Consider the following 14517-nt stretch of genomic DNA (forward strand, 5'->3'; position numbering starts at 1 on the left):
GGGAAAGGAACACGCATGGCCGACAGGCATGTGCTTCACGGTGTGGGCGTCGCTGGTGCTTTTGCGGTTGCCTCTGCGACTGGCCCGGCTGTGCTCGTCGCCCCTGCAGCGGGTGTTGACCCGGATGAACCGGCCTGCACCGACCCGGATGCCGACATCTGGCGGGTTCGGGCGGCCCTCGACGCCGTTGCTGCTGGGGTGCTCGCGCGTGCGGAGAGTGCCCCCGAGAAAGCCCAGCCGATCCTCGAAGCCACCGCTGCTTTGGCGCAGGATCGCGCGTTGATCAAAGGGGTTGAGGAGGAGCTCGCCGCCGGTGCCGGCATCACTGCTGCTGTGCACGCCGCGGTGGAGATCTATGCGCAGAAACTTCGCCCCCTTGGGGGACGCATGGCTGAGCGCGTCACAGACCTCTACGACATTCGCGACCGCACTATCGCCCGCTTGCGTGATCTGCCGGAGCCGGGAATTCCGCCGTTAGGTCGCCCATCCATCCTCGTTGCACGCGACCTCGCACCCGCTGACATCGCCACGCTCGACCCGACGATGGTCCTGGGCATCATCACCGAAGGTGGCGGCCCCACATCGCACACGGTGATTCTTGCAGCGCAACTGGGTATTCCGATGATTGTCAAGGTCGCCGGAATCACCAGCCTGCTTATCGACGCCACGCTCATCACCCTCGACCCCACCACCGGCACCGTCATCCTCGCGCCGACCCCTGCTGACGTCGCTGAGTTACAGGACCGGGCGGCGTGTCGCGTCGCTGCATTGGCGGAGGCTACCGGCCCGGGTGCGACGAAAGATGGGCACCCGGTGAAACTGATGGCCAATATTGGCACCGCAGCCGATGTGGAAGCGGTGGCTGAGACGGATGTTGAAGGCGTGGGTCTGTTCCGCACCGAGTTTCTCTTCCTCAACCGTGTGGATGCCCCCAGCGTTGCCGAACAAACGGAGACCTACACCGCTGTGCTGCGCGCTTTTGGTTCCCGCCGGGTGGTCGTGCGCACCCTTGACGCGGGTGCGGACAAACCCCTGGCCTTTGCCGATCACGGTACGGAGGAAAACCCAGCGCTTGGTCACCGCGGTATCCGCTTGACCCGCGCGCGGGAAGACCTCATGGACGACCAACTCGCGGCACTCGCTGCCGCGCACGCCGCGGTGCCGGAAGCAGACCTGTGGGTGATGGCGCCAATGGTGGCGGAGGTGGGGGAGGTTGAGTGGTTCGTCGATAAGGCGAAAAAGGCTGGGCTCCCGCAGGCCGGAATTATGGTGGAAACTCCTGCGGCGGCGATCTGTGCCGAGGAACTGTTGGGGGTGGCAGAGTTTGCGTCCATAGGCACGAACGATCTGGCGCAATTCACCATGGCGGCGGACCGTCTAGTTGGGCCGTCGTTGCTGTCCCCGTGGCAGCCGGCGGTGCTGGCGCTCATGCGCGCAACATGTCGTGGCGCAAACGGAACTCCTGTCGGCGTGTGTGGCGCAGCCGGCGGCGACCCACTCTTCGCGCTCGTTCTAGTTGGGCTGGGTGTGACGTCCTTGTCCATGGTGCCGGCGAATACTCCTGCAGTGCGCGCGGCGCTGCTTATGCACGACCTGGACACCTGCCGGCGGATGGCCGAGAGCGCCCTTGCAGCGCGGACTGCTGACGAAGCACGTGCCGCGGCGCTCGCGCTAGCTGATCCGGGGCTGCGCGGCCTGCTCTAAAACCGCACGAAAATGGCTGTTCGCTACTGGCGAACATGCCCTTGAAATGGGGTTATCACTTTTTCGTGCGGAAGTGTGGGAAGCGTTCCGGCCACCCCGCGTTATGGTGGGTGGAACGATTTCATTTAGCCAATAAAGGGGTAGCCACATGTTCGAGCGGTTTACTGACCGTGCACGGCGCGTCATCGTGCTGGCCCAGCAAGAAGCGCGCGACCTGAACCACAATTACATCGGCACTGAGCACATCCTGCTCGGGCTGATCCAGGAGGGGGAAGGCGTTGCCGCCAAGGCCCTCGAATCCATGGGGATTAACCTCGACGACGTGCGCCGGGAAGTCGAAGAAATCATCGGCCGCGGCACCCAGCCGCACACCGGTCACGTGCCGTTTACCCCGCGCGCGAAGAAGGTTCTGGAACTTTCCCTGCGTGAGGGCCTGCAAATGGGCCACAAGTACATTGGTACTGAGTTCCTGCTGCTCGGTCTCATCCGCGAAGGCGAAGGCGTGGCAGCGCAGGTACTGACCAAGCTGGGCGCTGACCTCCCGCGCGTGCGCCAGCAGGTCATCCAGCTGCTGTCTGGTTACGAGGGTGGAGAGGGCCAGAACCCGGAAAGCCCCGAAGGTCCGCAGGCTTCTGGCATGACCGGCGCTGGTGCCAGCCCGAGCATCGGTGGCATGGGCGGCCCGCGCGGTGGCGGCGAGCGCTCCAACTCGCTCGTGCTCGACCAGTTTGGCCGCAACCTCACCGCTGCCGCCAAGGAAGGCAAGCTCGACCCGGTGGTGGGCCGCGACAAGGAAATTGAGCGCATCATGCAGGTGCTCTCCCGCCGCACCAAGAACAACCCGGTGCTCATCGGTGAACCCGGTGTGGGTAAGACCGCGGTGGTCGAAGGTCTGGCGTTGGACATCGCTAACGGCAACGTGCCGGAGACCCTCAAGGACAAGCAGGTTTACTCGCTGGACCTCGGCTCCCTCGTCGCGGGTTCGCGTTACCGCGGTGACTTCGAGGAGCGCCTGAAGAAGGTGCTCAAGGAGATCAACCAGCGCGGCGACATCATCTTGTTCATCGATGAGATCCACACGCTCGTCGGCGCCGGCGCAGCCGAAGGCGCAATTGACGCGGCCTCCTTGCTCAAGCCCAAGCTTGCCCGCGGTGAGCTGCAAACCATCGGTGCCACCACGCTCGATGAGTACCGCAAGCACATTGAGAAGGATGCCGCCCTGGAGCGCCGCTTCCAGCCGGTGCAGGTGGATGAGCCGAGTGTGGAAGACACCATCCAGATCCTCAAGGGCCTGCGCGACCGCTACGAGGCACACCACCGCGTCTCCTACACCGACGACGCACTCGCAGCTGCCGCGAACCTGTCGGACCGCTACATCAATGACCGCTTCCTGCCGGACAAGGCCGTCGATCTTCTCGACGAAGCTGGTGCCCGCATGCGTATCAAGCGCATGACTCAGCCGGAGGGCCTGCGCGAAGTCGATGACCGCATCCAAGAGGTGCGTCGCGAAAAAGAAGCCGCGATCGACGCCCAGGACTTCGAGAAGGCGGCTGGTCTGCGCGACACTGAGCGCAAGCTCGGCGAAGAGCGCGCGGAGAAGGAAAAGAAGTGGCGCACCGGCGAGCTCGAGGATATCGCTGAGGTAGGCGAGGAGCAGATCGCCGACGTGCTGGCCAACTGGACCGGCATCCCGGTGTTCAAGCTCACCGAATCCGAGTCTTCGCGTCTCCTACACATGGAGGACGAGCTGCACAAGCGCATCATCGGTCAGGACGAAGCAGTCCGCGCCGTCTCCCGCGCCATCCGTCGTACCCGCGCGGGGCTGAAGGACCCGAAGCGCCCGTCCGGTTCCTTCATCTTCGCAGGTCCGTCCGGTGTGGGTAAGACGGAGCTGTCCAAGGCGCTCGCCGAGTTCCTCTTCGGCGACGAGGACTCCCTCATCCAGGTGGACATGGGCGAGTTCCACGACCGCTTCACTGCGTCGCGTCTCTTCGGTGCCCCTCCGGGATACGTCGGATACGAGGAGGGCGGCCAGCTCACCGAGAAGGTTCGCCGCAAGCCATTCTCCGTCGTGCTTTTCGACGAAATCGAGAAAGCCCACAAGGAGATCTACAACACCCTCCTCCAGGTGCTGGAAGAAGGCCACGTCACCGACGGCCAAGGCCGCATGGTGGACTTCAAGAACACGGTGCTCATCTTCACCTCGAACCTGGGTACGTCAGACATCTCTAAGGCTGTCGGCCTGGGCTTCACCGGCTCCAACGCCACCGATTCCGATGCGCAGTACGAGCGCATGAAGCAGAAGGTGCACGACGAGCTGAAGAAGCACTTCCGTCCCGAGTTCCTCAACCGTATTGACGAGATTGTGGTCTTCCACCAGCTCACCCAAGAGCAGATCGTTCAGATGGTTGAGCTTCTTGTGGAGCGCCTGGAGAAGAACCTCGCTGCACAGGACATGGGTATTGAGCTTTCTAGCGACGCCAAGAACCTGCTTGCCACCCGCGGCTTCGATCCCGTCCTTGGTGCCCGCCCGCTGCGCCGTACCATCCAGCGCGAGATCGAAGACGTACTGTCGGAGAAGATCCTCTTCGGCGAGATCGGTGCCGGCGAGATCATCGAGGTCGGTGTGAAGAACTGGGATGGCAAGACCGACAACCCTCGCGACTACGAGAATGCCGAGTTCACCTTCACCCCGAAGCCGAAGCCGCTCCCGGCGGACACCTTCGGTGACCTGGACGAGGAGGAGGTCCGCGACATCGCCCCAAAGGACACCTCCGACGATGAGCCGGTGTCCGTCCGCGACACCACCCCGCCGACTGATGGTGGCCCAGGCTCAGGTCCGGACTCTGGCCCGGAACCGACGCCGGACATCACCTCTCCGGAGACTGATGGCGCACCGGGCACCGCCGTGCTGGACCGCCCGGAACCGACGGAGTCCGCCGAGGACTCCGTCACCTCGGACCCGGAGAAGCCTTAAAGTCCGCTGAACCCCGCCACTTCCCCCAACGACCTATGAAGGGGGGGCCGGCGGGGTTTATCTCTGCCCAAGAAGTCCCAACGCGGACATGCTGTCATCGATGCTTCGCGTACCGGGTGCGACCAGCTTGCTGAGACGTCTCAGGTTCCCTTTGCCTAGAAGGCTCCACAGTTAGACGCGTTGGGTACGCCGTTGAAGCGGTCTGCCAGCCACATCAAGGAAGGAACGGTGTGAGCGAAGACACCGGCGGCGTGGTTGATGCCGATTTTGAGGGGAGGGGTGAGGGCTGGGACGGCGTCGTTAAGCAAGGTGACGTTGGCCCCCGCGGCGCAGTAGTCGCGTGCGAGCTGAATGACTTGCGGCGTGGGCACGAGCATGTCACCGCCGAGCGTGGATACCATCACCGGGGACTGAGGGGCGCGCTGGCCGAGCTTTTGTTCATCGAGTTTGCGGCGGATCTCCGGATAGCGGGTGAGCACATCCACCATCGGCTCACCCGACACGGTGAAGGTCCGCGAATCCTGGAAACCCCACCGGACCGCACTATCAGCCATGCACGCGTTACGCGTGGACTCGAGGAACTCGCGGCCGCGAGCGTTCAAATTTGCATCCAAAGCCGGCTTGAACTCCGGGTAGCGCTCCGTCCAACCATTGAGGGCGAAGCCAACAACGGCGAGGATGGAGGAATTGTCTACGCCACGCATCGTCTCCACCAGATCAGCGGGTGGAGCGCCCGCGAAAGCGCCCTTGACATTGAGGTCCGGCGCATAGTTTGGGGCGAGTTCCGCTGCGGCAGCCGATGCGCCACCGCCTTGCGAGTAGCCCCAGAAACCGACGGGGTGGTGGGGTTGGGTGGTGGCCCGGGCAGCGTCGATAAGCGCGTGGCCCTCCTCGGTGTGCAGCACGTACGTGTGCGCGCCAGGTGTGCCCAAACCGATGAGGTCAGACACCACAACCCGCATACCCATCAGCGCAGCGGCCTGGTGGTGCAGGTTTTCGTAGTTGGTGCCCACGGTGGGTTGTGCCGGGTCGATCTGCCCCATCATCCACGGGCCACGCGAAGGAGCGCACCCATCACCCGCGCCACGCGTACCGGGGCCGAACACCACCGTCGGGGTCGGGCCGGCGCCCTGCCACGGATTCGCCGGCTCAATCATGTAACCGGACACCGGCACAATGCGCCCATCCACCGTGGTAGACGTGTACAAAATCCGTTGCGCGTAACCGGGGAAAGATGGGCCCAGAAGGTTCAGCAGGTGTGGCGCCGGCTGGGCGCGCAAGAGTTTTCCGGGTCGATCGAGCTGCTCCGCGGGGACCGGATCGTCATAAAACGGGTCATACTGCTTGAGCAGCGCTTTGTCAGGCGTGCTTGTGGCGTGAGCAAGGCCACCCTGCAGCTGATCGACGCTTGACTGTGCACCAGCAGGCTGCGCACTGGCTGTCATGACCACGGCGGTTGCCACGACCGTGAACCAACAGGAGAAACGAGACACAGGGTTACGCATGAGTGAATCCTAAAGTAGGCCCCCGTTTTTCGTGGGCGTTTGACGCAGGCTTCTTTTCCTCGGCGGGTGCTCTAAGATTCTGAAGTTATGGGTTTGATGTACCGCCAAAAGAAGAAACTGGGCAAGAACTCGTGGATCAACATTTCCGGTTCCGGGGCGTCCGTGTCCACGAAGGTGGGGCCGGTGACTTTTAACTCCCGCGGGGGAGTGTGGGTGAACTTGCCTGGTGGGATGACGTACCGTGGGCGCTGGAAGTAGCGCTACGGCAGGTGGAAGCGCCCGTCTTCATTCTGCACAGCGAGGCCGTCTTCGAGCAGTGAGTACAGCGCCCGCGTGCGTTGTGGGGCGTCGGGCCACACTACGTCGATAGCGGATTGGGGTACGGGTGCGGGTGCCTCACGCAGCACTTTCATGATTTTGCCACGCACTTGCCGGTCGGTGCCCGCGAATTTCTGCACCTTCTTCCCCGCCAGCTCTTCCGCGGTAGGTGGTGGGGAACCGGCGGCGAGCCACGCGCAGGAATCCGCGATGGGGCACTCCCCGCACGCCGGTGCCGTGGCCGTGCACACGACCGCGCCGAGTTCCATGAGCCCCGCTGAGAAGATGTGGGCATCCTCCTCCGGTAGCAGGGCGGCGATCCACTCCAGCTCCGCTTTCTGCGGTTTCGCCAGCGGTCGCCCCAGCACAGCCCGCGCATAGACGCGCCGCACATTTGTATCCACCACGGGCACTGCCTGCGCAAATGCGAAGGCCGCCACAGCGCGCGCTGTGTAATCCCCAATACCCGGCAGCGCCAAAAGCTCACTCACCTCACGCGGCACAACGCCACCATGCTTATCGACGATCTCCCCCGCACACTCCTTCAACCTCAACGCCCTCCGCGGATACCCCAGGCTCCCCCACGCCCGCAGTACCTCAGCTGTGGGTGCCGCCGCTAAGTCCGCCGGGGTTGGCCACCGCCTCATCCATTTCTCCCACTGCGGGGCGACACGAGAAACAGGGGTTTGCTGGCTCATCACTTCGCTGACCAGCACACCCCATGGGCTGGTTCCCGGCGCACGCCACGGCAAATCGCGGGCGTGGGCGGTAAACCAGGCGGAGACAACGGGGGGATCAATCACGATATGTGTAAGAATAGTGACATGCCGTTTAGAGTTATTCCAAAGGACGCCTGGGCCCACCTACTTGAGGGCAATGAGCGTTTCGCCGCTGATGCATCTGTTCACCCACGTACCGGTTCTGTGCGCCGGGAAGAGCTACGTTCTGGGCAGGAGCCGTTTGCTGCTGTGCTGGCCTGCTCAGATTCACGTGTGCCCGTCGAGATGCTTTTCGACGTCGGATTGGGCGACCTCTTTGTCGTCCGCACCGCCGGGGGCTGCGTCGACGCCGCAGTGACCGGATCACTGGAGTTCGCAGTCACCACCTTGGGGGTATCACTCATCGTGGTGCTCAGCCACGAAGAGTGTGGCGCGATTGGTGCGGCTATCTCCTCCTTTGAGGAGGGGGACCTGCCATCAGATCTGACCCGTGTTTTCGTGGAAAAGATCGCCCCCAGTGTGATTCGTGCAAAGAATGACGGGCACGACGAGCGTTGCGTCGTCGAAGAAATCCACGCAGCGGAGACCGCTGAACACTTGATTCACCGCATTCCACCGGTGCAGGCAAAAATCGCCGACGGGTCGCTGGGCATTGTTGCCGCAAGATACAGGCTTGAAGATGGCCGCGTCACGGTCGTCGAGGAGCATTTCGCGGGTTAGGATCGCGGTGTGACCTACCAGCCGCGAACCCCACGAACACCACGCCCCCCGCGCGACGCATATGAGGAGCGCGGGGCGGAACGCTCGGCCCGCCTGCCCGAGGAAATCTACATTCGCCGACGCGTTGCCGCGCTGGTAATCGTCCTGGCAGTAGTGGCCTTGCTGGTGTGGGCGCTCACATCATTCGCACGCTCTGGCTCGAGTGAGAATGAGCCGAGTACCACCGCGTTGCCCACAACCCTGGTGACCACCCCGACCGAACCAGACCCCGGCGCCGCCGAGGACACCACCGAGGCAACGGTCACCGAAACGAAGCCGAAGGACGAAAACTTCGATCCCACCGCCACCCAAGAACGCCCCGACGACGCAGAACTCGCTGCGAAGAACACCTGTGAACTCAGCGACCTCCAGCTGACCATCCAGGCCAACAAAACTAGCTTTGACATCAACGACCCACAGGACCAGCCAGAGCTGAACGTACAGGTGAGGAACCCGACGGGCGCTGACTGCGTCATTGACGCCAACGATGAAAAACTGCGCTTCGAGGTCTACTCCATCGCCCGCGATGGCTTCCACCCGGTCTGGGGCGACACGGACTGCTACGACCCCGTGATTAACGGCAAGCAGACCTTCGCTGCAGGTGAATCCCGTAACTTCCGCGCCACCTGGTCACGCCTGGCTTCCGCGCCGGGGCAGTGCTCGAACCGTCAGGCCGTGCCAGAAGGTGCCTATGTGGTCACCGCGACATTGGGCAACAACCACGCGGAGGGTGTCACCTTCAACATCCGCTAAGCCGCAGCGCTAGGCGTTGCGCCGCAGCCCCTCTACGATGTGGCGCGCCCACAAGAGCGACACGTTCTTCGCCTCTGCCAGCTGTTCTGCGTCGGCAGCGCGGATGGCGTCGAGGTCCCCGAATTCGGCAACGATGTAGTCGATGAGGGATTTCTGCACCCGCGGAATACGCGACAGAGCCCGGTAGCCACGCGGCGTCACCGATTCCATGAGGTTTTCCTCCGTCGCTGGCAGGCCCAACACCTGTGCGAGGGTGGCGGTGTTGAGCAGTTCGGGGTCGGGGAGGTGGTCGAGGGAGTCAATCGCGGCGTCGATAAGCTCATTGCTCGGCGCAACCTCCGCGACGAGGTAGTCGCACACGAGCATGGCAATGTCGTGGTAGATCGTGCCGCGCAGCTCCGTGAGTTGGAGGCGCAGCTGGCGCGCGTCGGTGCCGAGCTCCACGATCTGATCATCCACATCGCGTGCGGCGCGCTGCAGCAGAAGCTGACGTTGCAGCAGGTGCAGCACATCCTCCACCGCGGCGTACCGGTTCATCTCCGCAACGAACAGGCGTTGGTTCGCCTTGTCTACGCGGCTGCGGTACTGCTCCACGGTGGCAATCGCTTGATGGGCACGGGTGAGCAACACGGCGGGCTCCTCAAGGACGTGACGTTTCCCGGAAGCGTACACCGTCACAATGTTCATCGACCCAGACACAGAGACCACCGGTACGCCCGTGTGCAGCGCAGTGCGTTCAGCGGAGCGGTGCCGCGTGCCGGTCTCTGATGTGTGGAACGTCGGAGAAGGCACCAACTGCACATTCGCGCGCGTGATCCGCGTCAAATCCTCTGACAGCACGACGGCGCCGTCCATCTTGGAAAGCTCACGCAACAACGTCGCAGAGAAAGGGACATCGAATTCAATGCCGCCGTCGCACACGGCGGACACCTCTGGCCCGTCTCCCAGCACAATCAGCGCGCCGGTGTGCCCACGCTTGATGCGTTCGAGCCCGTCGCGCAGTTCCGTTCCAGGGGCGAGCCGCAGCAAAACATCGCGCATAGCCATAATGGCTAAAGTCTACGCATTTTGCTTGTCGACGACACTAATCGCCTCCCTCACCGTCCCCACCTGCACGACCCGCATCCCGGGGATTTCTTTTGCCAGGCCTGTGGGCACGATCGCATTTTCATAGCCTAGGCGAGCGGCTTCGGTGAGACGACGCTCAAGGTTGGGCACGCGACGCACTTCGCCGGCGAGTCCCACTTCCCCGATGACCACCGTCTTTGGTGGCAGGGGAGTGGTGTGTAGGCTCGACCATGTTGCCAGTGCCACGGCGAGGTCCGTTCCTGTCTCCGTGATACGCACTCCGCCGACAGTAGCCACGTACGCATCCTGGTCATTAGTGCGCTGCCCACACCGCGCTTGGAGAACGGCAAGCACCATGGGGACGCGGTTGTAATCCAGGCCCGTAACCACGCGGCGTGGTGACTTGTTCACCGGGTCAACAGTCAAAGACTGGACTTCGGCGAGGATGGGGCGCACACCGTCCATAGCTACAGTCACCGCTGATCCGTCCGGTGTCTGCCCCCGATGGGAGAGGAATAACCCCGACGGGTCCGGCACCTCCCGAATACCGTCTGCGGTTTGTTCAAAGCAGCCGACTTCATCTGTGGCACCGAAGCGGTTTTTCATTCCGCGCAGCATGCGCAGGCTCGTCTGCCGGTCGCCTTCAAAAGCGAGGACGACGTCTACCAGGTGCTCTAGCACGCGGGGGCCAGCAACATTGCCGTCCTTGGTCACGTGCCCGACGAGCAAAATAGGCAAATTAGTTGTCTTTGCCAGGGTGGTCAGAGCCGCGGTGACCGCCCGCGATTGCGCAACACCGCCAGCTACGCCTTCGACGCCGGCGGCCTGCATGGTCTGCACTGAGTCCACGATGAGAAGACTGGGCTTGACCTGGTCTACGTGGCCGAACACAACATCCAGGTTGGACTCAGATGCCAAATACAGGTTCTTATCTAAGCCACCAGTGCGTTCCGCACGGCCACGAACTTGGGCTGCGGATTCTTCCGCCGTCACGTACAAGGCGGTGCGATCCCCCGTCGCCGCCCAGCGGGTAGCCACTTCCAACAACAGCGTTGATTTACCCACACCGGGTTCGCCCGACAGTAGCACCACGGAACCCGGCACGACACCGCCACCAAGGACGCGGTCAAGCTCTGAAATCCCCGACGTCACACGCCCAGCGGCACTGGCGTTGACCTTCGTGATGGGCTGCGCTGGTGACGCCGGCGCTAACCCCTTTGGCGCACCCGAGCTAATGCCGGTGCGTGCCTTCGCACCCCCAGCAGCACTCGTCGGAGTAGCTGTTGATTCCTCGAATGTGCCCCACGCACCACATTCGGGGCAGCGCCCTAACCACTTCGGCGACGAATACCCACACTCCGTGCAGGTGTGGACGGTGCGCTGCTTCACCACAGCTTTAGTGAACTAGTGCTTCTGCTCCGGCTGGCGGTCAGACTCGCCGGATTTTGCGGTCGGCGCGGCAACGGTAGCCATAGCCTCAACCGTGCCGGAATCAAACGTGAAGGTCACCGGAACGTTGCCGCCGTAGGCGAAGTTGTCATTGTCCACCGAGGTTTTCACGTATTCGATGCACGCGTTTTCAGCCTGCGGCATATTCTGCAGACCAGCAGCGGAGTCCCCCACGATGGAGCAGTTGTAGGCCATCGGCTCCGGGGTGGACATTGTGACCGGCTTGCCGTTAACGGTGGCGGACTTTAACGCGTGCTCATGGCGGTCATAATCCTGGTTAGAAGCAGTGAACTTCAACGCAGCGTCACCGTTGTCCTCCAAGACAAGGGTGATGTCGTGGACGGTGACAGATCCATCCTCAGTCTGAACACTCGCACCGTTCACGGCAGCGACCTGGGATGAGGTCTGGGTAATCTGGCCTGCAGAGCATGCGGTGAGCAGCACGGCAGAAGCAGCTGCGATGGAGACGGCACCTGCGCGGCGGATAACCGGCTTCAGGGAGTTCACGTCGATGTCCTCCTGGTTGGAATTTTTAGGCGTATCAACGTGAAAGCCTAGTCTTTTCTCTCCGACTATTCACAGTTTCCGGTCAGTGTGTGGGTGCAACCGGGGGTATCCATAATGGGGGCCGGTGTTGGTTTGGGGCCGGTGGTAAGATCGTGGCGTTATTCGTGTGGCGGTAGTCGTCGATAAGCATGCGAGTAGGAGACGGAATGGATTTTAAGGTCGGAGAAGTAGTTGTCTACCCGCACCACGGTGCGGCTCAGATCGCAGACATTGAGCAGCGAGAGATGGGTGGGGAGACACTGGACTTCCTCGTACTCAACATTCTTCAGTCTGACCTGTCGGTGCGCGTGCCTATTAAAAATGCGGAGCTCGTTGGTGTACGCGATGTTGTCGGCGAGGAGGGGCTACGCAAGGTGTTCTCCGTGCTGCGCGAGACGGATGTGGAGGAGGCCGGTAACTGGTCCCGCCGCTACAAAGCTAACCAGGAGCGTCTCGCGTCGGGCGACATTAACAAGGTCGCGGAAGTTGTGCGTGACCTGTGGCGCCGTGATCAAGGTCGTGGCCTTTCCGCTGGTGAGAAGCGCATGCTGGGCAAGGCCCGCCAGGTCCTCGTGGGTGAGCTCGCGCTCGCCGAGCCTGTCGACGAAGCCAAGGCCCAAAACATGGAACAGGAAATCCAGGCCATCATCGCCCGCCACGTGGAGCAAGGTCTCGTGGCTAAGCCGGAGGGGGCTTTCGACGCGGAAGATGACGTCGACCTCGATGACCTGAGCTTCGACGACGAGGACTAGACCATCAGCGACAATGGACGGCGCGTCGTCGCGCTTGTTGCGGCGGCGGGGCGCGGGACCCGGCTCGGCGCCGAGATCCCCAAGGCTTACGTGCCACTGCGCGACCGTACGCTGCTGGAACGCTCTGTGACGGCGATGGAAACGTCCGCCGTCGTGGACCATATTGGCGTGCTGGTCAGCCCGGACATGGAGCCGCTCGCGCGCGAACGGCTGTGTGGACACGATGTCCAGTTCATTCACGGCGCCGGCGAACGCGTGGATTCCGTGTGGGCGGGCCTGCAAGCACTGCCTTTCGACGATGCTGTGGTCCTCGTCCACGACGCCGCCCGCGCCCTGACGCCGCCTGGGATGATCGCGCGCGTTGCGCGGGGGGTGCTCGCCGGCGCCCCGGCAGTCGTCCCGGTGTTGCCTGTCGCAGACACCATCAAGCTTGTCGACGCTGCAGGGGACGTGCTCTCCACCCCCGACCGCTCCCAACTGCGGGCCGTGCAGACACCGCAGGGCTTCGACCTAGCTACGTTGCGGGAGGCAAATGAGGCCTACTTCGCTGCTGACGCTATGGACTTCACCCCCACCGACGACGCGAGCCTCATGGAATGGTTCGGTGTCGCCGTGTCTACGGTGCAGGGCGACCCGATGGCCTTTAAGATCACCACTCCCATCGACCTTGTGCTGGCACAACGCATCACGGATGAGGCAGAACCCACCGTTTTTGACGTGCCCGGCAACCCTGGCGTTTGAAAAACCCCATCTTACTTAGACTGCCTTAGGCCCCTGTTTGGTTCCATAAATTGTGAAACTGTGGGAAATCTCTAAAACCCTTGTTAAACGGTACTTTTGAGCAATACCTTTGGGGCATGAACTTTAATACTGTGATCGCGGCCTTATCAGGCGGCGCAATAGATATGTTGAAGGGGTTTGACCGCCAAGCCGCGTTAGATGCCGGGATGTCGCAAGCAACAGCGAATAACTGGAAGCTCGTACATGACGCGTATTACGGTCCAACCACGTCGCCGTCGAAGCAGCGGCAGGCGCGGGAGAAAGCACGCGTGGAGGGGGTGAGCCTGGACAAACTCGTGCACATTGAGAAGAAGCTCAAGCGGATCAACAACAACCGGACACGCAACAAGCTTCGGCTGACCATGCTCGCCGTGCGCGGTAATTATAAGGCCTTGCTTGCGTTGACTAGGAAGCTTCTGCCCGGCGCGGATAAGCCGCCGGAGAAGAAGTTGACCATTTCGCCGTCGCGTCACGGCCGGCGCCGGGTGATGTTCTGGGCCGACGAGCGTGATGTCGCCGATTTAGAACACGCGCTGCTTGAGGGGGTGGACCCGGACTTGCCTCTTGCGCCACAATTACTGGAACATTTCCTGGCGCTCATACGTAGTGGCGGTGGCGTACCGCGCGCCGTCCCGAGGCCACAGTTGCTTATCCCGTTGCCAGAGTGGGTGCGCATTATTCGCGGGGAGGGCGATGACGTTGTGCTTGGGCTGACGGACGGCACCACTATCACCGGCGCTGATTTCCTCACCACCCACACCGCCAACCCGGACAACGAGCTGGAAGCAGTGGTCTTTCATCCTACGGAGGGCGCGGTGAACCAGTATCGGCTGGAGCGTTTCGCCAACGCGAAGCAGCGCGATATGGCGAGGGCTACGCAGCCGATCTGTACCAGCCCGGACTGTCGTCGTGGGGCTGACCAGTGCGAAATCCACCACATCAAGGCCTGGAAGAACGGCGGTGAGACCAACGCGAACAACCTCGCACCACTGTGCCGCTACCACAATCGCGTCAACGACGATGACGCACATGTGGCGCACCGCGGCCACGTCGAGATGCGTGGTGGTGCACCAGTGTGGATCTCCCCACGCGGGTTCGCCCGCGCGAACACACTGCACCCGTTCGGCGGGATGCGGTCCCTGTTCAACCACGACCCGGCGAAGGTGCCAGTCCGCGCCAGATAGTGC

At 62.6% G+C, this 14517-nt stretch carries 13 protein-coding genes; 8 read left to right on the forward strand and 5 right to left on the reverse strand.

Annotated elements, in window-relative coordinates; translation table 11 throughout:
* Positions 1-15: 15 nt before the first annotated feature.
* Entirely contained in the window at positions 16-1704 is a 1689-nt protein-coding gene (locus HMPREF2129_RS01610; protein ID WP_034662190.1) for a phosphoenolpyruvate--protein phosphotransferase, read from the forward strand.
* 148 nt (positions 1705-1852) lie between these two features.
* Entirely contained in the window at positions 1853-4681 is a 2829-nt protein-coding gene (locus HMPREF2129_RS01615; protein ID WP_034662192.1) for an ATP-dependent Clp protease ATP-binding subunit, read from the forward strand.
* A 155-nt stretch (positions 4682-4836) separates the two neighbouring features.
* Here the strand turns inward: HMPREF2129_RS01615 and HMPREF2129_RS01620 are convergent, their stop codons facing one another.
* Entirely contained in the window at positions 4837-6186 is a 1350-nt protein-coding gene (locus HMPREF2129_RS01620) for a lipase family protein (RefSeq protein ID WP_052092525.1), read from the reverse strand.
* A gap of 87 nt (positions 6187-6273) precedes the next feature.
* Between HMPREF2129_RS01620 and HMPREF2129_RS10760 the strand changes: the two genes are divergently transcribed.
* Positions 6274-6444 (forward strand): DUF4236 domain-containing protein, encoded by a 171-nt coding sequence (locus tag HMPREF2129_RS10760; protein ID WP_084576415.1) that lies wholly within the window; start codon positions 6274-6276, stop codon positions 6442-6444.
* Between the two features lie 2 nt (positions 6445-6446).
* Here HMPREF2129_RS10760 and HMPREF2129_RS01625 read toward each other — a convergent pair whose 3' ends face one another.
* Positions 6447-7304: an HhH-GPD family protein gene (locus HMPREF2129_RS01625; RefSeq protein WP_408605813.1), complete on the reverse strand. Its 858-nt coding sequence runs from the start codon at positions 7302-7304 to the stop codon at positions 6447-6449.
* A gap of 24 nt (positions 7305-7328) precedes the next feature.
* On the opposite strand from HMPREF2129_RS01625, the gene HMPREF2129_RS01630 reads away from it, so the two are divergent.
* Together HMPREF2129_RS01630 and HMPREF2129_RS01635 are read left to right on the forward strand one after the other, a co-directional pair.
* Entirely contained in the window at positions 7329-7943 is a 615-nt protein-coding gene (locus HMPREF2129_RS01630; RefSeq protein WP_034662195.1) for a carbonic anhydrase, read from the forward strand.
* A 9-nt stretch (positions 7944-7952) separates the two neighbouring features.
* On the forward strand, positions 7953-8735 hold the full coding sequence (locus tag HMPREF2129_RS01635) for a hypothetical protein (protein ID WP_052092526.1): 783 nt from the start codon (positions 7953-7955) through the stop codon (positions 8733-8735).
* Positions 8736-8744: 9 nt separating this feature from the next.
* Here HMPREF2129_RS01635 and disA read toward each other — a convergent pair whose 3' ends face one another.
* The 3 genes from disA to HMPREF2129_RS01650 are packed head-to-tail and all read right to left on the reverse strand — an operon-like array spanning position 8745 to position 11759.
* A complete protein-coding gene (disA, locus tag HMPREF2129_RS01640) occupies positions 8745-9782 on the reverse strand; it encodes a DNA integrity scanning diadenylate cyclase DisA (RefSeq protein ID WP_034662198.1) in 1038 nt (345 codons plus the stop codon).
* Between the two features lie 12 nt (positions 9783-9794).
* Entirely contained in the window at positions 9795-11195 is a 1401-nt protein-coding gene (radA, locus tag HMPREF2129_RS01645; protein ID WP_034662201.1) for a DNA repair protein RadA, read from the reverse strand.
* 12 nt (positions 11196-11207) lie between these two features.
* The gene (locus HMPREF2129_RS01650; protein ID WP_034662204.1) at positions 11208-11759 is read right to left on the reverse strand and encodes a hypothetical protein; all 552 of its coding nucleotides are present in this window, start codon (positions 11757-11759) and stop codon (positions 11208-11210) included.
* Between the two features lie 206 nt (positions 11760-11965).
* On the opposite strand from HMPREF2129_RS01650, the gene HMPREF2129_RS01655 reads away from it, so the two are divergent.
* The 3 genes from HMPREF2129_RS01655 (at position 11966) to HMPREF2129_RS01665 (ending at position 14514) form a co-directional block, all read left to right on the forward strand.
* Complete coding sequence (locus HMPREF2129_RS01655) at positions 11966-12550, forward strand: CarD family transcriptional regulator (RefSeq protein ID WP_034662207.1); 585 nt, start codon at positions 11966-11968, stop codon at positions 12548-12550.
* A 3-nt stretch (positions 12551-12553) separates the two neighbouring features.
* Positions 12554-13291: a 2-C-methyl-D-erythritol 4-phosphate cytidylyltransferase gene (gene ispD / locus HMPREF2129_RS01660; RefSeq protein WP_034662210.1), complete on the forward strand. Its 738-nt coding sequence runs from the start codon at positions 12554-12556 to the stop codon at positions 13289-13291.
* A gap of 116 nt (positions 13292-13407) precedes the next feature.
* Positions 13408-14514, forward strand: coding sequence for an HNH endonuclease signature motif containing protein (locus HMPREF2129_RS01665; RefSeq protein WP_084576417.1), 1107 nt, complete (start codon positions 13408-13410; stop codon positions 14512-14514).
* Positions 14515-14517 lie beyond the last annotated feature (3 nt).

Source organism: Corynebacterium tuscaniense DNF00037, assembly GCF_000759055.1.
GTDB lineage: Bacteria > Actinomycetota > Actinomycetes > Mycobacteriales > Mycobacteriaceae > Corynebacterium > Corynebacterium tuscaniense.

Coding starts and splice junctions, on each gene's coding strand:
- HMPREF2129_RS01630 (WP_034662195.1), top strand. CDS start 7,329: ATGCCGTTTAGAGTTATTCCAAAGGACGCCTGGGCCCACCTACTTGAG.
- HMPREF2129_RS01615 (WP_034662192.1), top strand. CDS start 1,853: ATGTTCGAGCGGTTTACTGACCGTGCACGGCGCGTCATCGTGCTGGCC.
- HMPREF2129_RS01655 (WP_034662207.1), top strand. CDS start 11,966: ATGGATTTTAAGGTCGGAGAAGTAGTTGTCTACCCGCACCACGGTGCG.
- HMPREF2129_RS01610 (WP_034662190.1), top strand. CDS start 16: ATGGCCGACAGGCATGTGCTTCACGGTGTGGGCGTCGCTGGTGCTTTT.
- HMPREF2129_RS01665 (WP_084576417.1), top strand. CDS start 13,408: ATGAACTTTAATACTGTGATCGCGGCCTTATCAGGCGGCGCAATAGAT.
- disA (WP_034662198.1), bottom strand. CDS start 9,782: ATGGCTATGCGCGATGTTTTGCTGCGGCTCGCCCCTGGAACGGAACTG.
- HMPREF2129_RS01620 (WP_052092525.1), bottom strand. CDS start 6,186: ATGCGTAACCCTGTGTCTCGTTTCTCCTGTTGGTTCACGGTCGTGGCA.
- HMPREF2129_RS10760 (WP_084576415.1), top strand. CDS start 6,274: ATGGGTTTGATGTACCGCCAAAAGAAGAAACTGGGCAAGAACTCGTGG.